A 23,130-nucleotide genomic window follows, 5' to 3' on the forward strand; every position below is an offset into this window, starting at 1 on the left:
GCACAACAATCCGAGCGGCAGTCACCAATCCGGGGGCGCCCGGGACATGTCGACGTCGACGTCAGTTCGCCTAGCTGGCCGAGGTGGGGATCAGAGTGCGAGCCCCGGCAAGTGACGGGTCAGAGATCGCAGCGATCTCGGCGGCCTACATATAGTCGATGCCGACACGCCCGGACTGTCCAACTATCTTTGCTCATAAACGAGCGGATTCGAACCCGATTTCCAAACCGCCATGTGGTGGCCGATTTATCGGGCGAGGCTTGTCGTATGCGAAATCAAGACAGCGAGCCTAGCTCCGGGGAAGCATCCGCCCCCAGAAGAAACCTTACAACGGCATCTGAGACAGAACTTCTTGAAGCGATCGAGGATCTCGGTGGAGATGCCGGCTGGTTGAGAGCAGGCCTTGTCACCCTCATCCGGTCGCTGCCGCGAGTGATCCCGAGCACGCTCGTCGGCGCGCAGCGAGCTGCCGTTATAGGTTCCGGCGCGATCTCGGAATCGGCTCTCGCGGCGGCGGACGAGGACGTCGCCCGGGGCGGCGCAGCGCTCGGGCCGATGGAGACGTGGATTGCGGGCGCGTGGGAGACGCGATCCGTCCGCAGCGTTTCGACCTTCCTCCACATCGAACCCGCGGACGTTCGTGCGCTCATCAAGGCGGGCCGCCTCATCGGGGTCGAAATCGGCGGAGAGATGCGCATCCCCGCGTGGCAGTTCAATACCCGCCCGGTAGGTCGTACCTTGCCACATCTCGAGGAACTCATCCCAGCGCTGCTTCGAAGGTGGGCTCCGCTCCAGATCGGTTTCTTTTTCGAGACTCGCCAGGAAGACCTCTACGGGGAAGGGCGCAAGACGCCAGCGGCCTGGCTTGAGGACGGCGGCGACCCGGAGGCGGTCAGAAGGATTGCGAGCCGATGATCTTCGACCGCATCGCTTCTACGAATGGTTTCGCCAATTCGCAGGCGGCAGCCATTAAGGAATGACTCCCGCGAGGAAGCAACGGATTGACCGCACCCTCCCGGGTCGGTCGAATTCGAGGCGGTACTCGGCGAGGAAACGGCACGACTGATCGCGAATTCATACGCCAATCGGCCGGGCAGTCAGGTCAAGCCCTGGGCCGAACGAAACGAATCAGTCGAGGCCGTGCTCGTCGTTCGGTACGCACTCGCGCATGCATGGCCACGCGCAGTCGCAAGAACGAGACGACCGCGGAACTGAACACCGCCGCTCTCCAAGCACCCTCTCAATGACAACAGATTGGAAACAACGTGAACATCACCACGCTGACTCGACTGACGCGAATGCCGGAACGCAGAGCTCGTGAGCTTCTCGAGGCGAACGAGCTGTCGATGACTCCGACCGGAGACCAGGCGCGGCTGGAAGGCGCAATCTTCGATCGTTTCCCTTCGCTCGCCTTCGGCCATACGCCCGGCAGCGTCGAACGCGCCATCGAGTACGTCGAGCCCTACGAACGACTCCTCGTCATCCACCCGGGCCCAGATCTCAACATTCGGCAACTCGCATGGCGCATCAACCCGTCGTTCGAAGGCGGCTGCTGGGCCAACGGGATCCCGGCGCTACGACACGGTCCCAGCAACCGGGGCGTCGTGCTCTTCCAAGAGGGCATCGACGCCACTGTGGTCCTGGCAGGAGTGTCCGATCGCGACTGGTCTGAGACCATCACGAGTTTCGCAAACCCAGACGACGACCTCGTGTTTCTGACGGGCGGCCCCGTGACGCCAGAGGAAGCTGCGTCCATCGCCACGGATCGGAGTCACGAAACGCCATACGGCAGCATCCTCGCGCGCCGGATCGGCGCCCTGTACAGCCTTCCCCACTTGGGCATCAATATCTACAACCGGACACCAGGCCGTGTGCTCGAGATCACCCAGCAGAGCCGCGACAACACCGCCCGGCGCCACTTCATCCGCACGATGGAAGAAGCCGGCCTCGAGCTGGTCGAAGAGGAGTCCAACGACGACCACCTCACGTTCTTGCCCAGCTTGCCGGCTAAAGGATGGCCACGCGGCAGAGCGAGACGCACCGGCCGCGTCCGCACGAAGGGGGACGCGCCCCTGCTGGTCCGGCTCGCGCCCAACCCTGTTTCATTCCCCGACGTGCGGGCCGGTTCGGTCACGACGGAGAATGACGCCCGCACACAACTCGCGTCGTGAAGCCTGATCGACACGCGAAGGTCGACGACCGCATCGGACTCCTCGGCGACCCGCACGCAGACTTCCAGTGGACGAAACTCGCCATCCGAAATCTGTCTCGAGCCGGCATCCGACAGGTTCACGCACTCGGCGACTTTGGCTTCCTCTCCAACGGCAACCCCTACGAGCGCGAGCGAATCAGGCAACTCAACAACGCACTCCTCGCCCGCGACCAGTACATGTTCGTCACCGGCGGGAACCACGAGGGCTATCCGACGCTCTACAAGTGGCGCCAACCCGACAAGTACGGCTACCGACGCCTCGAACGTCGCATCATCTGGCTCCCCCGAGGCTGGCGCGGCAGAACAGCTGCCGGAACTGTGATCGCCAGCCTCGGCGGTGCGAACAGCATCAGCCGCGGCAGCCGCGAGTCCATCGGCGGTCACATCGGCCAATGGCACGCGGAAGAGCAGATCACGGAAGAGGATCTATGCGCTCTCGGGACCGAAACCGTCGACGTGCTCCTCGGTCATGACGCTCCGGTCACAGCTGCACTCGATCGACACATCGCGAAGAATCGGCACTTCTGGACAAAGAAGGGTTCCGCATACGCGCGTGCGGGACAGGTCATGTTTCACCGCGGCGTCGAACAAGTGCGACCGAAGCTCGTCGTGTCGGGGCACTATCACCGACACCTAGACACCAAGGTTTTGCTGCAACCTGCCGACCAGGAGCCGTTCGAGATCCGGAGCGTACTTCTCGATCGCAACCGCACGGCCCGAAGCGTCGCGATCCTTCATGTCGACTCGCTCACCCTTGACGTGCCGGAGGAACTCAGCCCCGGACTGCGACGGGAGCGCGACGCAGCGCGACGGAAGCGGCGGCGGCGCTAGCTGCATGAGCTCACCGAGGGCGAAACAGGGCGCCGAATACACGACCGTGCACAAACTCGTCGCGAAGTTCTTGCACTGAGCCCGAAGCGTCGTTGGCCCGAGATTGCAACGATGCGGGCCGACGGCCGCTTGGAATTCGTGCACAACCTCGCGACGTCAACACAAGACTTCCATACGACCGCGCGCGGGTTGCCTGCTGCCGCTGACCTCATGAACACACTTTCCTGCACATTCAGCATGAGGCATGGGGGCCTGCCCAAGGTGTCATCGTTGCGGAAAACGCCACCTTCGCGGTACATCCGGTACGCCCAAAGTCGAACACAAGCACTCGACGGATCTGTTGACCCGTTTGCGACATCGGCGGCACGATCAAGGCCGCTAAACCTGGTTGCCCGCGTCGACGTGATTCGCGATCCTGGTGGACACAATCATCCTCGGGCCTGATCACCCCGTACCTGGTGTCGGGCGCTCGACCGCGCAATCGCCGGACCGAGGTCGGCTGGGCTGCGGCGCACACGGGTCGCGGGAGAAAGGCACGCACGACCGCGCGTTGCAGCGCGAACGCGGAGGGCTCTCCCGCTGAGCGTTGCTCGCTAACGCTCAGCGCGGCGTGCGGGGTTCCTCGAAGACATCCTCTAGTGTCCGAACCATGCCCGCCGAAGCCGTCCAAGAGCAGGGCCGACGCGGTGTCCAGATGGTCAAGCGCTGGCTCGAGGCAACAACTTTCATTGAGCTCCAGTGGAACGTCTACGAGAACACGCGATACTGCACCATCCCGCTGCTCAACGGCTCCAGGAAGCGGTGGGATCTCGCCGGCTACTTCCTCACCGGAGATCGGCAGGCGGTTTTTGTGGAGAACAAGGATTACAGCTCGGCGGGCGACCAGCCCAACCAGTTCCGGGAGTTCCTGGTCAACTGCTACAGCGCAACCGCGCGAGGGATTCGGGACGTGGGCGAAGAGAACGCCGAATTCCTTTGGGTCACGACGCACCCCTTCGGTTCCATGACGCAGTGGTCGAAGCTTGCTACCCGCGAGACCGTCGTTTCTGCCCTCGAGGCTGCTTTGGAGGAGGATGGAGATTTTCTTGGCGGCGCTCCGATCGACCCTGACCTCGCCGCCGTCGTCGCAGAGCGAACGTGGGTATTGGTGTTCAACAGGAAACAGGCGCGGCTATCTCTCGAGCGGCACGAGCTCGACCTGGCCCTCGCAGCCCTCAAGCGTAAGGAATCGACACTGTGACGCTTGCTGATCTCCTCGCATCCGCCGAGGACACCCCAGACCCCCGTGCTTACATCAGTCGCGTCAAGACCGTCATGGCCGAGTTCGAGCGTCTCGACGCAACGGCCAGGATCGAAGACACCCACTACTTCAATCACAGTGCCATTCCTGACTTCGTCGTGACCTGGGAGGGTGAACGGGCCAAGCGAGAGGTATTCCTCCGCCACTCCTATGAGTCCGTCGATGACGCCGACGACGAGCAATACCTCGCGGACGCCGATGCGATGGTCGTAGCGCTCCGGCCCGCAAACGAGGAGCCCGAAGCTCGAGAGTCATCGTTCACCGTCGGATCGCGCCTTCTGGTTACGGACACCGCTGCCGTCGACGTCATCGGATCCCACGAGTCGGCCCAAGCCCGTCCGCTCACCACGCTTGTGCAGGCGAACTTCTTGCGAGGCGCTCGAGGCCATGTAGGGCCCGCCAGAGCCGAACAGCTGCTCCAGATGGATGAGGCGCTCACCCCCGCAGCCGGAGAGCAGACCCAGTCGCTCATCGCGGAGAGCTTCGCCGAGGACGCCGCAGCTCGAATCACACGTACAGCGGAGCTCATCGCTCTTGCACTCGACCGGGAGCAGCAGGCCGCCCCGACGGTCAGGGGCCAGCTCTCCCTGGCAGAGCTCCGCAGCTTGCTGCCTTGGTTGCTGCGGCAGGAGAACGCCCGATCGAATGCCGCCTTCTGGCGCTATGCGGGCACGCTGTTTACATTTGAGGACCTCGAGGGCATCCGACACGATCTCGCCGGTCTGGACGTCTCCCCGCTCGTACACGCCAACGCGGGCCAGTGGCATGCAAAGCGTGCTTACGTCGTCCTTCTCGTTTCCTCTGACGAACCGGAAAAACCGCGGGATGGTCAGTGGTCCTTTGAGAACGGGGCGCTGGGGGTGGACATCGGCAGCCACCGTCTCTACCTCGCACACCGCGGAACGATGTTGAAGAAGCGACCAGGAAGCGTCTCTCCGGCGTGGGCCCGCGTGCAGCCCACGCTCGATGGACAAAGGATTGGGAGTATCGAGCTCAAAGGAATCCGCCGCTCCGTTCGGCTGACTGCGGAGGAGAGTCCTGACATCCGCGCCGACGTCGAGGAGGTGACCCAGTCATTGGACGACGCTTACTTCGTCGACCGAGTAACAGTCCGGGCCCCCGCGCCCGGTAATCAAGAGGGCTTGACCAATCTCGAAATTCGTTACGACGAGGGCCTGGTCGTCGCGGATACCGGTGCTACCTTGACGGACTTAAGCTCAGCGGCTCTGAACGTGTTGGAGCTCGGACGAGATCTCGCTCCTGGCGCTGTGGACTCCCTTCTCGGCATCGCAACCCCTGGGGCCCCGCCGCGCGAAATCGAGGCCTAGGAAACTCGGTCGACCCGGTTCGCTCCGGCCACGCGTGCCATCGGCTGAGCGTGTCGGTGACGGGCCTGCGGCGGGAAGCCGGCTCAACGGCGCGACGGAGGCGTCGACGGCGCTAGCCGCACGAGGTCGACGGAGCCTCGAAACGGTTCGGAATACCCGACGAGATCAGTCTTCGTCGACGGCCGCTGTCCCTTCGAGCGCCGTCGCCACGGCTTCGAACTCCGCGAGAGCTGCGGCGAGGTCCTCAATGATCTCGCGGGCGATAGCATCGGGCGCCGGCAGGCTTTCGAGATCATCAAGCGAGTCGTCGCGTAGCCAGGTTATGTCGAGGTTGACCTTGTCGCGTGCGATCAGTTCCTCGTACGTGAACGACTTCCAACGGCCACCCTCGGCCGCCTCGAGGCGCTCGCTCCGGGATGCGCCGGGTAGGAACGATGCGACGAACTCATCGAGGTGCGCACGGCGGAGCGGGTTCTGCTTGAGCGTGAAGTGCATGTTTGTGCGCAGGTCGTAGACCCAGAGCTTGCGCGTCCACGGTGTCTCGCTGGCTGGCTTCTTGTCGAAGAACAGCACGTTGGCCTTTACGCCCTGGGCGTAGAAGATGCCGGTGGGCAGTCGGAGCATCGTGTGCAGGTCGAAGTCGTCGAGCAGCTTGTGGCGCAGCACCTCGCCTGCGCCGCCCTCGAAGAGCACGTTGTCGGGCAGCACGACGGCCGCGCGGCCGTTGATGTCGAGTACGGTCATGATGTGTTGCACGAAGTTGAGTTGCTTGTTCGAAGTCGTCGCAACGAAGTCGGCGCGCTCAATTTCGGTGTCCTCGCGCGCCTCGCGCCCGTCCGCGCCGACCATGGTCAGCGACGACTTCCTGCCAAACGGCGGGTTGGACAGCACGACCGAGTACCGCTCGCCCGTATCAGCGATCAGCGCATCGCGTACGTCGATCAGCGACTCGCCCTGTGGCGTACCGATGCCGTGCAACAGCAGGTTCATCGCGGCGAGGCGCGCTGTACCGTCTACCAGTTCCGTCCCGTGCGCGAACCCGTCGCGCAGATGATCCCGCTGGGTCGGCGTGAGGTGCTCGGCCGCGCGCGAGGCGTAGTCGTGAGCGACGAGCAGGAATCCGGCGGTACCGCAGGCTGGGTCGAGCACCGTGTCATCCGGCGAGGGCTGGATCACGTCGACGATAGCCTGGATCAGGTCACGCGGCGTGAAGTACTGGCCGGCGCCGGACCCCTTGTCGGACGCCCCCTTAGCCAGCAGCTGCTCGTAGGCATCGCCTTTGAGGTCGGTGCCCGATGCGGACCACTGCTCGCGGTCGATCAGGTCGACGATGAGTCGTTTGAGCTTCGCGGGGTCCTGAATGCGGTTTTGTGCCTTCCGGAAGATCACGCCGAGTGTGCCGGGCTGCTGCGCGAGGCCGACGAGGATCCGTGTGTACTCGAACTCGAGCTGCGCACCTTCGGCGTCGAGCAGCCGCTGCCACGAATACTCGTCGGGCACGATCTGCCGGGGGCGGAGCTTCCGCGTGCCACGCTCATGCGCCATCTTCAAGAACAGCAAGTACGTGAGCTGCTCGATGTAGTCGAGCACTCCGACGCCGTCATCACGGAGAAGGTTGCGGAACGAATCGAGCTTGTCAACCAGACGGCGTGCGTCAGTCATTGAGACCTCCTCGATCAGGACGGATTGTCGAATTAGTGAGTTCGCCGGCGAACGCAGCATTCAGGAGCGAGTTACGGAGCGCAGCCGATCGGCGTCGCTGGATGCGGAGCTGATCAATCGCGGCGCCAGCTGCCGCGTCGATCTTGATGAGACGACCAATAGCCTCGCGCTGGCGGGCCGCATCTGGGAAAGGCACCATCGTTTCGGCGACAGCGCGCTGATCGATCTTGGGCATCGAGCCCGCCAGCCCCTTTGCGCGCGCGCGAAGTGCGCGGTGTACTCGCTCAGCACGAAGGGCAGCAACCAGATAGCGTCCGTCGACGAGCGATTCGTCTGGGCGCACCCTGATCAGTAGGTCCGGGAAGATTGCCCAGTTCCGGGGGCCGTCAAAGCGCGCCGCCGTCCCGACCAGCTCGGGCGTATTCGCCCGCTGCACGAAGATGTCGCCGGGCTCGAGCCATAGCCCCTGAGCGACCGATGCAGGCGTGACCGTCTCCTTGGTGAACTGGTCCGTGAAGCTGTTCTGCGTGACTGCGGTGAGGGTCAACGTTCGAGTGCCACCCGCGGCGCCTTCGGCTGCCCGGTCCGAGCGCCCGTTCCGCATCGGCTCGCGGAGCATGCGTCCGACGGCCATCATCGGCGGGTCACCATGCCAGAGTTCCTGGGCGCTGGCGGCGGACTGCCATGCCGCGACTCGGCGCTCAGCGGCGCTGAGATAGGCGTCTGCGGCGTCGATCCTGGACAGGTGATCCTCAAGCATGGAGACAATGCTGAGCTGCTCCTCAAGTGGCGGGACCGGCACCGGGAGCTGCACGAAACGGTCATGAGTCAGATTGAGGCCGCTGTCGGAGATTCCGGTTTTCATGTCGTCGATACGTTCTTGCGCGAACGGGCTCAACAGATACATTTCGAGAAAACGGGCGTCGATGCGATCCTTGGGACGGAGGCGATACATTTTCCCGGACATCATCAGGCGCTCGCGCGTGTGCCGAACTAGCGCCGGAATCCCGCAGCGCGCGCGAGGGCCAGCGCAGGTGATCAGCAGATCGCCGACTTTAACCTCGATGTTCGATCTCGGGTCGAGCGTATCTGGCAGCGCCTTGTTGTGCTCAGGCTCGAACTTTCCTGGCTGGATGGCGGTGGTCTTCAGCACGCCCCACTCCTCAGGCGCCGCCGGATGCGCATGGCACTTAGGGCTCCAGCCCTGCTGGATGACGCGCTTGTTCGACTGTCGCTGCAGGAGGTCGCCGATAGGGTGTCGCTCCCAACTCACGCGGTCAGCTCCCGATTCAAGTCTTCCAGGACGTCGCCTGCCGCGTCGCCGAGGTCGCGGAGCGCGCCGTCAACGCCGCCTCGTTCGTCGAAAGGTGCGTTGTCGAGATCGTCGGCGGTGATGCCAGCCGACGCCGCAATAATCTGCATCATCTTGTCCAGCCACCAACGCTGACTCTCACCGAACGAGGCTCCCGACTGCTCTTGGCGGGCGAGCCAGTTCGCGTAGCGCGACTCCACAACGTCGGCGTAGGGGACCAAGGCGTCATCCATGCCAGTCTCGTAGCGGAGAAGCGAGATCAGGTCGGTCGATGTGTGCCGATCGCGCGTCTCAGCGCTACCGCGATACTCGACGCCCAGTGAAAGGTACGCGCTCCAAATGTAGCCGACCGTCCAATTGTGCGGCGGGCGCTTGATGCGCTCGGCGAGCTCCTTCACGTCGCCGAAGGCAATGCCGCGTCCCTTGGCATCGAACATCAGCTGGATGGCGCTGATCTCGTCACGGTGTTCGGCGAGATAGGCCTTCCACGACTCGATAGTCACTCGAGCCGCCTCCGGGTCGATGACACCGAACGCGTCAACGAGCGAGTCGCGGCTGACCTCGTCGATCACCTGATCGTGTGCGCGGCGCAACTCGATGATGCGCGTGCGCAGCTCGGGGTTCGCGGCGAGCGGCTCGATCGCCGCATCGAGCAGATATTGGATGACTTCAGTCGGCTCTCGTGTCGGCTCAGCTGCCATCGCCGCGGCCTGCGTGTCGGGGTTGACAGCATCGACGAGAGCCCGGACAACGGCGCGGAGCGACTGCCCTGCCACGGCATCCAGTTCGGCGCGTTCGGCCGGAGTCACCTGCTGCTCGAGCGCTGCAAGTCGAGCCGCCAGCGTCGCGGTCTCGTCCTCCGTGAGGTTGAGCGTCGCGGCCTTGTCGAGCAGCTTCTTGAGGCTCGAGGATCGGTCGCGATTGAGCGGCGGCTCGACGAAGTCGTGCTCGGTGACGCCGATAGCATCCACCAGTACGAAGCGGGTCTTCGCCGCGGCGTCGTCGGTGACGGCTCGGAAAGTTGCCGGGTCGAGCGTACGCGCGCCGCGACCCTTCATCTGCTCGAAGTACTGGGCCGAGCGCACGTCTCGCATGAAGAGCACGCACTCGAGCGGCTTCACATCGGTGCCCGTAGCGATCATGTCTACGGTGACAGCGATGCGCAGGCTGGGGCTTGTGCGGAACGCCTTCAGGTGGCCCTTGGGATCCTTCGCGCTGTAGGTGACCTTCGCGGCGAAGTCGTTACCCTTGCCGAACACCTCGCGCACCGTCTGCACGATCTCTTCAGCGTGGTTGTCGTCCTTCGCGAAGATTAGGGTCTTCGGCACCGTGCGACGGCCGGGGAAGATCTCTGTGAAGAGCCGATCACGGAAGGTCTCGAGCACGAGCCGGATCTGGTGCTTCGCCGTCACCGCACGGTCGAGCTGGCTCTTCGTGTAGTCGAGGTCGGCGTCGAGCTTCTCGATCTTCACCGCCCGCGTATCGCGGTTGACCTTTGGCACGAACGTGCCCGCCTCGATCGTCGAGCCGTTCTCGGTGATCTCGGTCTTGATTCGGTAGATGTCGAAATCCACGTTGACGCCATCTGCCACAGACTCTGCGTAGGTGTACTCGGACACGAGGTTCTGCTGGAAGAAGCCGAACGTCTGCTTGCCGGGCGTCGCGGTGAGACCGATGACGTGGGCATCGAAGTACTCGAGCGCACCGCGCCACACGCCGTAGATGCTCCGATGAGCCTCATCGACGATCACGAGATCGAAGGCCTCCGGCGGGAGGTCCGGGTTGTACGCGACATCGACCGGCGTCTCGGGAGTGAAATCATCGAGGCCCGGGTCATCACCCTCAGGTACATCCTCGTTTTTGATCGCCCTGAAAACCCGCTGGATGGTCGAGATCGCTACCTTCGTCGAGTCGGGCATCTCGCCGCGCGTGAGCTTGGCCACGTTGTATAGCTCGGTGAATCGGCGACCGTCGTCAGGCGTGCGGTAGTTCTGGAACTCGCCGAGGGTCTGATCCGCGAGGTTGTTGCGGTCGACCAGGAACAGCACCCGACTGAACCCGCCCCACTTCAGCAGCCGATACGCCTCGGTCACCGCCGCGTACGTCTTGCCGGCGCCGGTCGCCATCTGTACGAGGGATCGACCGAAACGCTGTTCGCGCAGGCTGCGCTCGACACCTTTGACCGCGTCGATCTGCGCGGGGCGCAGGTATGTCTCGTCAAGTACAGGCAGACTGTTTACCCGGCCGCGCCAGGTGGGTGCTTCGTCGGGATGGTCGCTAGCCGCGCGGATCGTGCGACCGAGAGTTTCGGGCATCGGGAAGTGGAAGACGCGCCGTGCGCGCGGGGCCGGGTCGAAGCCGTTGGTGAAGTGCGTCTCGGTGCCGGACGCCTCGAAGACGAACGGCAGCCGTCCTTCCGGATCGAGAGCCCGCTTGCGTACGTCATCGGGAAGTCCGACCGCGTACATCGCGGACTGCCACTCGACGCCGGCGAGAGGCGTGCCGACCGGCTTTGCTTCGATAACGCCAACGACCGCCTTGTCGACGTACAGGAGGTAGTCGACCCGGCCGTGTCCAGGCTTCATGATGACCTCGCGAACAGCGATACCGGTCGCCGCGAACAGGTTGAGCGCCTTGCGGTCCTGCACCTTCCAGCCCGCGGCTTCCAGCTGGCGGTCGATCAGCACGCGGGCCCGCTGCTCCGCCGCCAGGCGCTCGTCTTCATTCGGGGACATCACCTGAATCCTATCCGGGGAGGATCGCGTTCCGGTGGCGCGCTACACCAAGTACGCGGTCGTGTCCCAACTCTCATCTGGGCTGCGACGTGAGAGGCGGTGTTGGTTGTGCTGAAAGCCGGTGAGCAGCGTGACGTATGGTCGCGCCCGTGGTCTGCTCCTTCCCGGGAGGACCGGGTCCGCGCCCCCGATCAGGCGCGTCGTGAATTGCCAGATCGGGACCCGACGCTCGCCTCCGATTCGACAATGAGGAACTCGCCTCGCTCCGCCACGTCGAAAGTCACCGTTCCCTCTGTTGTGTTGAAGTTGGACCGCTCGCGGAAGGACGGGCGGCATGCTCTAGATCAGCGCCGTGAGGCCGCGCACGACGTCGTCGCCTTCGGCTCTCAGAGCGCAAAGGGCAAGTACGGCTATTCGTGCCGCGCAGGTCCGCGCAGGTGCTCCGTTACCGCTTGGTTACTGGAGAACGCTCGCTGACCAAAGAGAAGAGCCCCAGATCCCTACATAGACGGGGACCCGGGGCTCTTCATCGTGGCGGTACCGGTGGGATTTGAACCCATCGCTATGACGCTCAACTCTTCGGTGCCGAGCGAAGCCGTGGCTACGTCGGAGCTCGTACCTCCCGCGTGTCGAATCGGTCTCGGACATGCGTGCGGCACAGGCTCCCGTCAGGTGTTGAGCGGCCGATGAAGGACTGCACTACGTGGGATGCGAGTGAGCAGGTTGCGCAGGTGAGCGCTGTCGCTGTTCAACTCCAGAGCTGCGCGCCGGACGACTGGTCCGTCCATCACCTCGACCACACCGCTGTCACGCTCGCCAGCTGCGTACACAAGCCACCCCTCCCCCAACCCGAACCGCCGGCAGTACGCCGCCATCTGGTAGAGATCAGCGTTCGGGTACTGCCCGTACTTCTCGACCTTGTACTTCACGTCGATGCACGCCCGTACGGCCCCGTCAACAATCCACACAAGGTCCGGCGCGATCTTCACCGTCCCCTCGACGTCGAGGGTCGAGGCGTACTGCGACACAAGCACTCCCCCGTACGGGTTGAACGCCTCTCGGAGAGCGGCCGACACGAAGTCCTCGAACACCGACCACATGTCGACGAGGAACCCCGACGCCACGACCGACCCCGCGCGCTGCTCGACCGACGATCCCGAGAGCACGAGTGATGCCAGCGCCAGCGCCGACGAGTACCGCGCGTTCCGGCGATCCTGTCGGACCACGGGTATCGGAGCCCCGACCGGTATCACCGACACCCCGTCGAGTACCCGCACGAGCCGCCGCAACGCGCCGAGCACGTCCGCAGGCACTCCCGGTAGACGCAACAACCGCGTCGCAGCCGTCAGCAGCACCTGGTTCTCCGCGATGTCCTCGACGTAGTCGTCGAACGACACCTCGACCGGCAGCGGCTGCCCACCCCGCCGCGTCAGCTGGTCGCCGATCCGCCACCGTCCGCGCACGAGCGGCAATGCGTCCTCGCGCGTGACGTACCCGCGGAGCGGCCCTCCGGCGAGCGCCCGCGAGGCCTGCCGCACGAACGCGTGCGCCAGCGCCGGCAGGAGCTCTTCGTTTTCCTCGAACCCGAAGTCGTCCTCGGTCCAGATCGCACTGCCGGCGCGCGCGTACCCGAGCATCGCGAATAGCCGCCGTACCGGCGTCTTCGGCTTGAGCCACACCGTGTGCCCCGCGATCCGCACGACGCCGACCTTCCGGACACCGCTCACGCGGTACTCGTCTGCACCGAGCGTCGGCGCGACAGTCGCGATGTTCTCCGACGCAAGCCCCACTGCCACCGCACGCGGCAGACGGTGCACGACCGGCTGGTCCGCTTCCCGCAGCTCAATCGTCGGCGGAAGCACCTTGGGCTCCGTCCGCAGCAGAAGGCGTCGCCTGGCGACGTAGAGCCGCCAGACCGTACCGAGCCTCCAGGTCGACTCCTTCGCCGTAGTGGTGCTCCGCCAGGAGGGGCAGGATCTCGTACCGCCACACGTCGCGCAGACCGCTCTCGTCGAGATCCTTCATCAGGAACGACGGGCCCACCTTGGCATCGTGGTCCTGGATCTGCGTGTTGAGTCGCGTCAGCAAATCGGCACGATCGTCCTGGAGGCCCTTGGTGGCCGCCCAGTGCGTCAGCACGTTCTGCACGGGGTCCCGTTCCGGGTGCAGTTCGATGAACGCGAACCGGCGCCGCATCGCGGCATCCAGCATCGCGATCGAGCGATCGGCGGTGTTCATCGTCCCGATGACGAAGATGTTGCTCGGCAGGGTGAACGGCTCGTCGCTGTAGAGCAGGGAGATCTCGCTGTCGCGGTACTCGAGCAGGAAGTAAAGCTCACCGAAGACCTTGGCGATGTAGCCGCGGTTGATCTCGTCGATGACCAGGAAGTAGTTCGCCTCCGGGTTGGCTGCTGCGGCGTCAGCGAGGCGGCGAAGTGGGCCTTTCCGGAGCGTGAACGCGAGGTTGCCGCTGTCGTCGTTGGCGACGGGCCGGAAACCCTCGAAGAAGTCCTCGTACGAGTAGGTCGGGTGGAACTGGACGATGGTCGTCTCACCGTCGGTGCCGTCTGTGACGTGCTTCGAGAGCGCCTGGGCGAGGAAAGTCTTCCCGGTGCCGGGAGGGCCGTAAAGGATGACCTGCTTGCGGCGCTCGATGAGGTCGAGGGTGTCCTGCAGCCACGGGAGCGGCATGTGAAGGGAGTCGGCGAGCGGTTGGCCCGCAGCAGGAAACCCGTCCCGTGGTGCTGGCGGTTCCGGGGACAGCGCTCGCTCATCCTCCTGTGGCTTCAGCTGAGCTTGCTGCTTCTGCCATCGCGGAGCGAGCGGCTCGACGTAGTACAACGCTGGCCCCCTCGCCTTCTGCTGCAGGGCGATCGTGATCTGCTGGAAGGCAGCGTCCGGGTCGTCCTCCATCTGGCCTTCGACCTCGCCGGCGAACGCGGCACGGATTGCGTCGCGGTTGTCGCTCGACACGACCTCCCCGAAGAATCCCGGGTGCACGAGGAACATCAGTTCGTTGCGCTGGATGGGGAGCGACGTCCCCGGAAGCCCAGCGACGATGTCTCGCCAAGCGGCGGGATCCACGAGTGCCTGCACGCGAGCGTCCTCGGACAGCGCCAACCAGGTGTCTACGCACTCGATGACCATCGACGTAGCCTCGAACATGTGCCCCGAGATGCCCTGCCCCGGGTTGAACGACCACGACCGGAAGGCCTGGTCGATCTCGGCGGGGATCGTGACCGGGTGCTCCATTCGGTCGAGAAGGAATGTCACGCGCTCGCGCTTCTTCCGCTCACCCGGTTGCTCGAGCGGGAGGACCTGCCAGCAGAGGAGCTCGGCCATCAGGAGCTTCGCGTCGTCGCTCGCCCCGTCGAACTGTGTTGCGAGCTTCTCGAGGAACACCGCGCCGTCGACTTCGGGCCGATTGACGAATCGCTGGCGCAGCTCTGCGGTGACGTCAGCCCGCCAGACCGCGCGGCCAGGAGCGAACACGGAGTCGAGGCTGCGAAGCCCGCGCCCGACGAAGATGCTGCTCGCTGTCCGGATCAGCTCGGCGCGCGCATCAGGCGGAACGATCTCCGTCTCGAGCCGAAGTTCGAGGTCCTCCCGCTTTGCGCGCTCGAATTCACGCTGACGGTCGTTCAACGCGGTGCCGAACTCGTCAAGCGTGATCTCGGGGCTGAGGTACTCACGGCCGAGATCGGTCACGTGCCACTCGCCCCGCTTCGGCTTCTCGAGGAAGCCGGCGTTCACGAGCGTTGCCGAGCCCCAGAAGAAGTCGGAGTCGCCGAGCGGCTTCCCCTTCGAGTTCGGCTGGAGTTCCTCGCCTTGGAGCGGAACTTCGGCCCGGACGGCGTCCCACACGTCCAAGCGTTTGGCCGCGCCGCCCTGTTGGTCCAGGTATCGCAGCGCACCACGAAGCCGTTCGAGTCGGTTCTCTGCACGCGTCACGCTTGTCCACCTCGTTGTTGATGCGGCTCGTGTGTGGCAGCCGCGACGCTGCTCAGTCTGCCCGATGGCGAGCCAATGGTGGAGATGCCACCGAGCGAGCTCCGCCGTCATGACCCTTGGGATCTCCGTCGCGGTGAGGACGATTCGCCGAGATTAGAGAGCCCGCACGCCGCCGGTCGATTCCTGGTTTTGGCACGTGGCACGAAGCACTCTCGAGAGACCGTCAATATCTTCTAGAGTGAGGCTCGACCCGGCGGCGATCGCAGGTCGGCGGGCAGACAGAACGGAGTTCGCGTGTCGGACAAGTTGACCTTGTTGTTCCTGCACGGTGTCGGGGACGGTGACCGCGACGACCTCTGGCGACTCACGCTCGAGGGGTCACTCCGCGCATTGAGGTACCCGAGCCTGGACGCGGTGCAGGTCATATCGCCGAAGTACGCACACGCGCTCACGGGCTGGGATGAGAAGTTGCCCGTGCCGGCACTCACCATCAAGCAGCCGACGCGCGACACCGCTCGGGAAAACCGCCGCGAGTTCGAGCGCCGGACTGGAGCGATCGAACTCAGGCTTGGCCGGCATGACAGAGGCCCTGGCGTTCCTGGTGTCCACGCCTTGATGGGGTTGGCGGTGGCTCTCCCGACCTTCGAACAGGCGAAGAACTACCTCCGGGACCCGCAAGTCCGCGCGCAGGTCCTGAGTTTCATCCTGAGCAAGCTGCCGGAGACAGGCCGACTCGTGATCGTCGGGCACAGTCTCGGCTCGGTCATCGCGGCCGACCTCGTGCGCCGCTTACCGATCGGGCTCCACGTCGCAGGCATGGTCACGATCGGAAGCCCGTTAGCGAGCGCTGCGTTCGATGTGGATAATCTCCGCGACAGCCTGGCGGATCCTCCGACGAATCTCGAATGGTGGGTGAACTTCTGGAACCCCGCTGATCCCGTCGCGGTGCGACGAGGCCTATCGTCGGTGATCCCGTGGTTGGTCGATCTCCGCGTCGACACGGGTTCGCTCATGATCGATGCGCACGCCGCGGTCGATTACTTGGGCGACCACACTGTGGCTGAGGCGATCGGCTATGCAGTCTTCGGCTCGAGGTCACAGGAGTTGGCGAAAGTCGAGTCTGGAGTCGACGTTCCACTCGACGCCGGCGAACTCTACGCTGTCCTGGCGCTCCGTTACGCGCACCTCATGAAGCACCAGCTCAAGGGCGACGTGCAACGGAGGTTTGCAGGGGCGCTTCGGCGAGTGCAGGCCACGGCGGTCGATGACATCAGGTCGCGCAACAAACGAGAAGGCCGACCGATGCCGTCGGCAGTAGCTCACCTCGCCTTCGACTTCTCTGACCCGAGTGCGCCGCTGCCCGAGCCCGCTCCGGTCTCGAGCCTCACCAGAGAGGACGCCGTCGTACCGTTGACGGTCCTGGCCAGCGAGAACGTCGTTCGACCATTCGAGATCGCGCTCCCGCGGGACAAGTGGCGAAACGCGATGCGCGACATGACTGCCGAGATGGGGCTCGGCAGCCAATTCGGCTCGGACGTCTTCGAGGTCGCCAAGATCGCCGAGGCCGCTCTGAGCAACGGCCCGAACTGGATCAAGATCGGTGCGCTGGGTATCGGCGCGGCCGCGATCATCTTCGCCACGGGAGGACTCGTGCTTGCAGCGGGCGCCGGCCTCGCGGGTGCGGCAGCGGTCACCTCCGCGCTCGCGAGCTTCGGTCCTGGCGGCATGATCGGCGGACTTCTGAGCGCCGGCACGCTCGTCGGTGCTGGCGGGGGCGGTATCGCGCTCGGCTTGGCGAGTTCAGGAACCAATGCCGCGACCCTCGAAGCTGTCGTCGAACGACGCCTCGGCGCCGAGCTCCTCCGTCAACGGCAGCAGCTGGACGTGGACCCGACCGTCTGGACCACACTCGCGGAGACCGAGATCGAAGTGCGGCGAGAGCACGAGCGCCTCGACGAGTTCTCCGACGACGGCGCTACGACGATCAAGGAGCTGAAGCGCAAGATCGTAATCCTGGAGCGCGCGCTCAAGTTCTTGAAGGACAAAGGCCTCGAGCCCGGCGATCCAGCCGGCGCGCGAATCGACTAGGTACGTTCCGCTGTGCGGTCGATCTTGCTTCAGCGCGGAAGGAGCATCCTGCAATCGCAACAGCGCCTCATCGATGATTCGATTGCACGGACAAGCCTGGCAGCGACGCCCCGACGATGCTGGCAGGCCGCCGATAAGCTGCCCGCCCGCCTCAAGGCCGCTGCGCTACTCCGGGCGCGCCTCCCCGGAACGAGCTGCACTCGCGAGCGCGCGAAGGTGGTCGCGAACCTCGTACGGAAGCGCCGCACGCGTGCCGTTCCGACCGCCGGGGGTGCGATAGGTGTCAACGACGTGCGCTGCGTACTCGAGCACGTGGGCAGCAATGGCGCCGACGTCCACCATGCCGTCGACCGCGAGGAACTTGGGGCCGAACTCCGGGTCAGGAACGACTCTCGCTGACTCCTGAAGCTCGCTGACGAGGATGTCGGTGATGTTCACAACTCGGCTCTCTGTCTTTGTGGGCCCACGAACGGGTGATGGTCGTCCCGTCGAGTAGTCGACAGACTAACGGGAGGGATGCTCATGCCACGGAGCGTCCACGGTTCAGAGGAAGAGGGCAGCTCGTGCTTCGCAGGGTCGAGAACGTGTCGATGGTGCATCGGGTGAACTTGTTCACCCGTCGAGGACGAGTGCAACTCACGCTCGGTAGGAAGACCTACTTCGTCGGCGGGAAGATCCGCAAGGACGAGCTGCGAGACGTCCTCGCGCAGTCGAATGACCGGCCAGCGCGGATCGGCCGAGTGAAGGAACGGCAGTACTGGTGGTTCCGCAACCGATGGTTCTGGGACAACGACGGTCTGACCGCTGAGCAGGTGTTCGCTCTCCTCGAGACACGTGATCGGCGCCAGGCCGCTACCATGGCGCGCGCCCACACGCTCGCGTTCACGCCGAACGAGCCGGTCGCCTACCGACGCGGCGCGATCAGAGCTGAGGTCAAGAACTTCGTCTGGGCTCGAGACGGCGGACGGTGCACCACGTGTGGATCAACGAACGAGCTGCAGTACGACCACGTCATCCCCCTCTCCCGCGGTGGGAGCGGCGAGCCCGAAAACCTCCAGATCCTCTGCGGCCCGTGCAACCGGCGAAAGGGTGCGTCGGTCAGCTGATCACCTTGCTCGCGTGTCGTGATCCGCGGTGTCGGTAGGGTCCGGAACGGCGGCACGCAAGCTGACTCGATGCCGGTCGTCCGGTCACCCCTCACGCGCAACGCGATACCACCGCGGCTGCAGCCAGCGGGGCGCACCGTTCAGGAGGACGAGGATGCCGAGGACCGTCGCCATGACGGCGACCAGTCCGAAGACCAGGGCAAGGACCCCCACGACGTTCGCCAATGCACCCGAGACCCCGATCGCCAAGGCGGCGAGGCCGAACCAGAACAGTCCCAGGATCACGCTGTTCGACGTGTTGCGCGCCCAAGAACGCCACAACCCGCCGTAGGCGGCGCCACCGAGCGCCACGAAGACACCCCCGAACACGATCATGAACAGCGGGATCACCCGAACACCTTCTTCCACGTCCTCTCGCTGATCTGCAAGGCTCAGCAGGCCGACAGGTCTGCGAACACGGCGAGGACCGAACGCAGCACGGTGCCCGACGGGATCGGCTCCAAGCGGACCCGCCCGTCCTCCAGGCTGTCGCGCCGGAACCATCCTGCGCCGCCCGCCGCCACGACGTCGAGTCCGAACGGCGTCCGGTCTCCCCACACCCGGAGCCGAACCCACACGGGCTCCCGCCACAGGCGATCCGCGACGAACCCGGCGATCGGCGACGGTTCGCTCGGCGTCCCCGGTCGTTCGATCCGGGCGTCGATGGTCTCGGCGGGGAGCACGATCTCCTCGTCGCTCCAGAGCGCCCACGCGGGCGACACCCGTGCCCACGCGAGCAGGCGTCCGACCGCTCGCCCGGCCGGGACGTGGTCGTATTCTGCGACCTCCTCGGCGCGGATTCGGTCGTCGACCAGGTCGGCGACGTTGCCCTTCGCACGGACGAGCGCAGACCCACCCTTCAGCCACATGCTCCAATCGGCTGAGCGGCCACCGTGTTGTGCTGAGGCCCCGTAGCGCGAGCCAGGTCGTTCCAGGAACCCGGCGATCCGCTGACCGTCGTCGGCCAGCGCGCCGAACGCGCCGGTCAGCCCTGCTTCGTGGAGTTCGACCCCGGCTGGCGACCGACGTCGAGCGCGCGAGACCATCCCCCGCTCACGGATCGACCACAGGTGCTGGAGGGCGTCGTCGCTCAGCAGCCATCGGCCGGCTGGTCGTGGCTGCGCGAGCGCGAGTCCGTCGAGGGCCTCGAGCGCCTTGCCGGTCCGCTCCGATGCGCCGACGTCGATCGGGGCGGACGTCGCCTCGTCATCCGCGACATGCCCACATGCGGGAGCGACGGTCGACGGAGCGGCATCGTCGGCGGTGATGGACGCCGCGGCCAGGACGCTTCGGAACAGCGGGACGAAGTCCTCGAAGTCCTCGACGGCGCACCTGCCGGTGACGTGCACCTCGTGTCGGCCGATCACGGCGATCCACTGGCGCACCAGCACCGTGGCGCGGTCGGCCTCGTACCCCCACTCGATCGTGCGAGACGGCACCCCGAGGACCTCGGCGAGGTCGTCCGGTTCGACGCCGAACACCTGTGCGCCTGGCTGCGAGGCAGGGACCGACGTGGCCGCCCGCGCCGCCACGACGTGGAGCGGGCCGTGTGCAGGCCGAGTCGTCAGGACGATGTCCGGTCGGAGGTGCTCGTCCTCGCGCGCCGGCGCTGCCATGACGACGACGTCGTCGGATGAGTCGATCCGGAGCCATTGCGGCGGCACTGGCAGCGTGACAGGACCGATGTCGGTCGGAGCAGTCATCGCTCGCGCGCCACTCGGTACCACCGCGGCTGCAGCCAGCGCGGGACACCCATCACGACGCTCCAGACCCCGAGCGCTCCGGTGACCGCCGCCGTGAACGCGAACACGAGGGACACCCCGAAGACCGGCGTCCGGACGAAGCTCGCCGCGAGTCCCATCGACAGCAGGGCCAGCCCCAACCAGAACCATCCGAAGACTAAGTTCTCGTGCACCCGACCGAGCCACGACCGCCACCGCCCGGCGTAGGCCAGCGCTCCGAGTCCACCGAAGACCACACTCATGGCGAAGAGGGTGGCGATGATGCCCAACGCAGTCACCCGACCACCGTACTTCCCCGGGTCGCGCGCCCATCGCCGGGGTCACCCTACGATCACACCATGCACATCCGCCTCCTCCAGGTGATGCCGTTCCCCGACGACGGCACCGACGAGGTGCAGTGCATCGTGCGCTTATCCCGTTCGTGGCAGTCACTGACGGAATTGCCAGGCGGCCGCCACCTCACCCGCGTCCCGGGCACCCTCCGCTGGTCGCACGGCGGCGGGCTCTTCGTCGAGGAGCGCTCGGGCAGCCGGTTCACCGTGCAGTCTCTGTGGCCGATCGTCGACGAACCGGACTTCTGGCCGGACGGCCAAGACCCGGACAGCAAGCCAGACGGAGATGACGACCAGGACAGCGGCTTCACGTGGAAGGTCGGACACGTCCGGGTCGACCCGGACGCCGAGATGCTCGGAGCTGCACTCGACCACGCCGAACGCCGGAAGGCAGCGAGAGCTCGCCGCCGCCCCAGGGCGGACCCAGCCGAGCGGATCACCGTTCGTCTGATGCTCGAGTACGGCGTGGACTGGCCGCTCTGGGGTCCGGAGGGCCCGCTCGAGCCGTGGGAACTCGCGCTCTCCCCCGAGCTCACCGAGAGCCTCCGGCAGTGGCAGGCGTTGTGGGACCGGAGCCACGACTGGGAGGACGGCTGGACGAACGCCGACGACCGGGCCGAGCACGAGCGCGAACGCCCGGGGATCGCGGAACAGCTCCGGCAGGAGATCGGGGCGATCGCCGATGTCGAGGTGTTCGGAGCGGAAGAACAAGAGGAACAGGACTGAGCACGCCATCCTCCGATCGGAGGATGGGACCACACCCCCTCCGCCGATCCGCCAGCAGCGCAGACCGGCGACGCTGGTCTCATGCCCGCCACCCCAGCCATCGAGGTCCAGCACCTCACGAAGCAGTACCCCACCGGCAAGCGCGCCGTCGACGACATCTCCTTCACGATCGAGGCCGGCGAGACCTTCGCCCTCCTCGGCCCCAACGGCGCCGGCAAGTCGACGACGGTCGAGATCCTCGAGGGCTACCGCTCCCGGACGAGCGGGGACGTGCAGGTCCTCGGCCACGACCCCGCCCGCACGAGCCGCAGCCACAACGCCCGGATCGGCATCGTGCTGCAGAGCACCGCCGAGTCCCCCAACGTCACGGTCGCGGAGCAGCTCGACCACTTCGCGAAGCTCTACCCGAAGCACCGGGACGTCGACGAAACGTTGCAAGCAACAGGCCTCGCGGAGCAACGCAACACCCGTATCGCAAGACTGTCCGGCGGGCAGCGCAGGCGCGTCGACGTCGCCCTGGGCATCATCGGCCGCCCCGAGGTCCTCTTCCTCGACGAACCCACGACCGGCTTCGACCCGGAGGCCCGCCGCCAGTTCTGGGACCTCCTCAAGCAGGTCCAGCGCGAGGGCACGACGATCCTCCTGACCACGCACTACCTCGACGAGGCCGCACACCTGGCCGACCGGGCCGCGGTCATCGCCGACGGCAAGCTGCTCGACATCGCGCCGATCGACGAGCTCGGCGGCACCGAGGCACGCACACCGCGCGTGACCTGGACGAGCAAGAACGACACGAACGACAGCGACACGAACACCAACGACACGAGCACGACCAAGCACGACGAACGCACCACCGACCCCGCAGCACTGATCAGGTCCATCACGGACCCGATGCGAGACCTCGAAGTCATCCGCCCGTCCCTCGAGGACGTCTACCTGGAAATGGTCGGCAACGCATGAGCGCCGCAGCAGTGAACACCGCCCGCATCACCTACGAGATCCGCTCGTACTTCCGCGCCCCCGACGCGGTGTTCTTCACGTTCCTCTTCCCGATCATCATGCTGGCGCTCTTCTCCGTCGCATTCAGCAGCGCACCCGACATCAGAGCGGGAACCGCGAGCGTCGACTACGCGACGTACTACCTGCCCGGGTTGGTCGCGACGGGGTTCCTCCTCTCCGGCACACAGTCGCTCGGCGTGGACATCGCCACGGAACGCAGCGACGGCACGCTGAAACGCCTCGGCGGAACACCGCTGCCGGTGCTGAGCTACTTCATCGGCAAGATCGGCATGGTCCTCGTCACGACGATCATCCAGACCGCATTGCTGATCGGCATCGCGAGCATCGTCTTCGGCGTGGATCTTCCGACTGACCCGGTGAAGTGGGCGCGTTTCGCAGGCATCATGCTCCTCGGCATCGCGACGGCGTGTGTCCTCGGCATCGCGATCTCCGCACTCCCCCGCGAGGGTCGCCGCGCCACGGCGACGATCGTCCCCGTGGTCCTGGTGCTGCAGTTCATCTCCGGCGTCTACCTCCCCTTCACCCAACTCCCGACCTGGCTGCAGAACGTCGCGTCGGTCTTCCCCCTCCGCTGGATGGCGTCGGGAATGCGGTCGGTGTTCCTCCCCGACGCATTCGCGTCCGCCGAGCCGGGAGGCACGTGGCAACTCGGCCTCGGAACCCTCGTCCTGGTCGCATGGCTGGTCCTGGGCACGGTGGCCTGCATGCTGACGTTCCGGTGGAACCGCAAGGACTCCTGATGCCGG

At 65.5% G+C, this 23,130-nt stretch carries 19 protein-coding genes; 10 read left to right on the forward strand and 9 right to left on the reverse strand.

Translation table 11 applies throughout. The annotated features are described in order from the left end of the window. Positions 1 to 267 precede the first annotated feature (267 nt). The 5 genes from EDF27_RS13815 to EDF27_RS13835 all read left to right on the forward strand — a co-directional run bounded on the left by EDF27_RS13815 (position 268) and on the right by EDF27_RS13835 (position 5,671). A complete protein-coding gene (locus tag EDF27_RS13815) occupies positions 268 to 915 on the forward strand; it encodes a hypothetical protein (RefSeq protein ID WP_132049390.1) in 648 nt (215 codons plus the stop codon). Between the two features lie 350 nt (positions 916 to 1,265). Next, positions 1,266 to 2,171, forward strand: a complete 906-nt coding sequence (locus EDF27_RS13820) for a hypothetical protein (protein ID WP_132049392.1) — start codon at positions 1,266 to 1,268, stop codon at positions 2,169 to 2,171. Further along, positions 2,168 to 3,043, forward strand: coding sequence for a metallophosphoesterase (locus EDF27_RS13825; RefSeq protein WP_132049394.1), 876 nt, complete (start codon positions 2,168 to 2,170; stop codon positions 3,041 to 3,043). The genes EDF27_RS13820 and EDF27_RS13825 overlap by 4 nt, the downstream gene beginning before the upstream one ends. A 649-nt stretch (positions 3,044 to 3,692) precedes the next feature. Then, positions 3,693 to 4,283 (forward strand): hypothetical protein, encoded by a 591-nt coding sequence (locus EDF27_RS13830; protein WP_132049396.1) that lies wholly within the window; start codon positions 3,693 to 3,695, stop codon positions 4,281 to 4,283. Next, complete coding sequence (locus tag EDF27_RS13835; RefSeq protein ID WP_132049398.1) at positions 4,280 to 5,671, forward strand: hypothetical protein; 1,392 nt, start codon at positions 4,280 to 4,282, stop codon at positions 5,669 to 5,671. The genes EDF27_RS13830 and EDF27_RS13835 overlap by 4 nt, the downstream gene beginning before the upstream one ends. A gap of 165 nt (positions 5,672 to 5,836) precedes the next feature. Here EDF27_RS13835 and EDF27_RS13840 read toward each other — a convergent pair whose 3' ends face one another. The 5 genes from EDF27_RS13840 to EDF27_RS13865 form a co-directional block, all read right to left on the reverse strand. Further along, positions 5,837 to 7,333 carry a class I SAM-dependent DNA methyltransferase gene (locus tag EDF27_RS13840; protein ID WP_132049400.1) on the reverse strand — a complete coding sequence of 499 codons (1,497 nt, stop codon included), beginning with the start codon at positions 7,331 to 7,333 and terminating at the stop codon, positions 5,837 to 5,839. Further along, entirely contained in the window at positions 7,326 to 8,486 is a 1,161-nt protein-coding gene (locus EDF27_RS13845; RefSeq protein ID WP_165931504.1) for a restriction endonuclease subunit S, read from the reverse strand. The genes EDF27_RS13840 and EDF27_RS13845 overlap by 8 nt, the downstream gene beginning before the upstream one ends. A gap of 116 nt (positions 8,487 to 8,602) precedes the next feature. Further along, a complete protein-coding gene (locus tag EDF27_RS13855; RefSeq protein ID WP_243698355.1) occupies positions 8,603 to 11,380 on the reverse strand; it encodes a type I restriction endonuclease subunit R in 2,778 nt (925 codons plus the stop codon). 668 nt (positions 11,381 to 12,048) lie between these two features. Further along, a complete protein-coding gene (locus tag EDF27_RS13860; RefSeq protein ID WP_132049404.1) occupies positions 12,049 to 13,107 on the reverse strand; it encodes a restriction endonuclease in 1,059 nt (352 codons plus the stop codon). A gap of 115 nt (positions 13,108 to 13,222) precedes the next feature. After that, on the reverse strand, positions 13,223 to 15,331 hold the full coding sequence (locus tag EDF27_RS13865; RefSeq protein WP_165931505.1) for an AAA family ATPase: 2,109 nt from the start codon (positions 15,329 to 15,331) through the stop codon (positions 13,223 to 13,225). 294 nt (positions 15,332 to 15,625) lie between these two features. On the opposite strand from EDF27_RS13865, the gene EDF27_RS13870 reads away from it, so the two are divergent. Next, positions 15,626 to 17,419 (forward strand): hypothetical protein, encoded by a 1,794-nt coding sequence (locus tag EDF27_RS13870; RefSeq protein ID WP_132049408.1) that lies wholly within the window; start codon positions 15,626 to 15,628, stop codon positions 17,417 to 17,419. Between the two features lie 165 nt (positions 17,420 to 17,584). On the opposite strand, the gene EDF27_RS13875 is transcribed toward EDF27_RS13870, so the two are convergent. Continuing rightward, the gene (locus tag EDF27_RS13875; RefSeq protein ID WP_132049410.1) at positions 17,585 to 17,857 is read right to left on the reverse strand and encodes a hypothetical protein; all 273 of its coding nucleotides are present in this window, start codon (positions 17,855 to 17,857) and stop codon (positions 17,585 to 17,587) included. A gap of 164 nt (positions 17,858 to 18,021) precedes the next feature. On the opposite strand from EDF27_RS13875, the gene EDF27_RS13880 reads away from it, so the two are divergent. Next, positions 18,022 to 18,525: an HNH endonuclease gene (locus EDF27_RS13880; protein ID WP_207909636.1), complete on the forward strand. Its 504-nt coding sequence runs from the start codon at positions 18,022 to 18,024 to the stop codon at positions 18,523 to 18,525. 84 nt (positions 18,526 to 18,609) lie between these two features. Here the strand turns inward: EDF27_RS13880 and EDF27_RS13885 are convergent, their stop codons facing one another. Genes EDF27_RS13885 through EDF27_RS13895 form a run of 3 tightly spaced genes read right to left on the reverse strand, consistent with a single transcriptional unit; the run spans position 18,610 to position 20,584 of the window. Then, a complete protein-coding gene (locus tag EDF27_RS13885; protein WP_123704434.1) occupies positions 18,610 to 18,915 on the reverse strand; it encodes a hypothetical protein in 306 nt (101 codons plus the stop codon). 41 nt (positions 18,916 to 18,956) lie between these two features. Continuing rightward, positions 18,957 to 20,267: a hypothetical protein gene (locus tag EDF27_RS13890; protein WP_132049414.1), complete on the reverse strand. Its 1,311-nt coding sequence runs from the start codon at positions 20,265 to 20,267 to the stop codon at positions 18,957 to 18,959. Further along, entirely contained in the window at positions 20,264 to 20,584 is a 321-nt protein-coding gene (locus tag EDF27_RS13895) for a hypothetical protein (RefSeq protein ID WP_132049416.1), read from the reverse strand. The genes EDF27_RS13890 and EDF27_RS13895 overlap by 4 nt, the downstream gene beginning before the upstream one ends. A 60-nt stretch (positions 20,585 to 20,644) precedes the next feature. On the opposite strand from EDF27_RS13895, the gene EDF27_RS13900 reads away from it, so the two are divergent. The 3 genes from EDF27_RS13900 (at position 20,645) to EDF27_RS13910 (ending at position 23,124) form a co-directional block, all read left to right on the forward strand. Next, entirely contained in the window at positions 20,645 to 21,364 is a 720-nt protein-coding gene (locus EDF27_RS13900; protein WP_132049418.1) for a hypothetical protein, read from the forward strand. A gap of 81 nt (positions 21,365 to 21,445) precedes the next feature. Further along, positions 21,446 to 22,324, forward strand: coding sequence for an ABC transporter ATP-binding protein (locus EDF27_RS13905; RefSeq protein ID WP_132049420.1), 879 nt, complete (start codon positions 21,446 to 21,448; stop codon positions 22,322 to 22,324). Further along, entirely contained in the window at positions 22,321 to 23,124 is an 804-nt protein-coding gene (locus EDF27_RS13910; protein WP_132049422.1) for an ABC transporter permease, read from the forward strand. Before EDF27_RS13905 ends, EDF27_RS13910 begins: the two co-directional genes overlap by 4 nt. The last annotated feature ends 6 nt before the right edge of the window (positions 23,125 to 23,130 follow it).

This window comes from Curtobacterium sp. PhB136 (genome assembly GCF_004346855.1).
Classification (GTDB): domain Bacteria; phylum Actinomycetota; class Actinomycetes; order Actinomycetales; family Microbacteriaceae; genus Curtobacterium.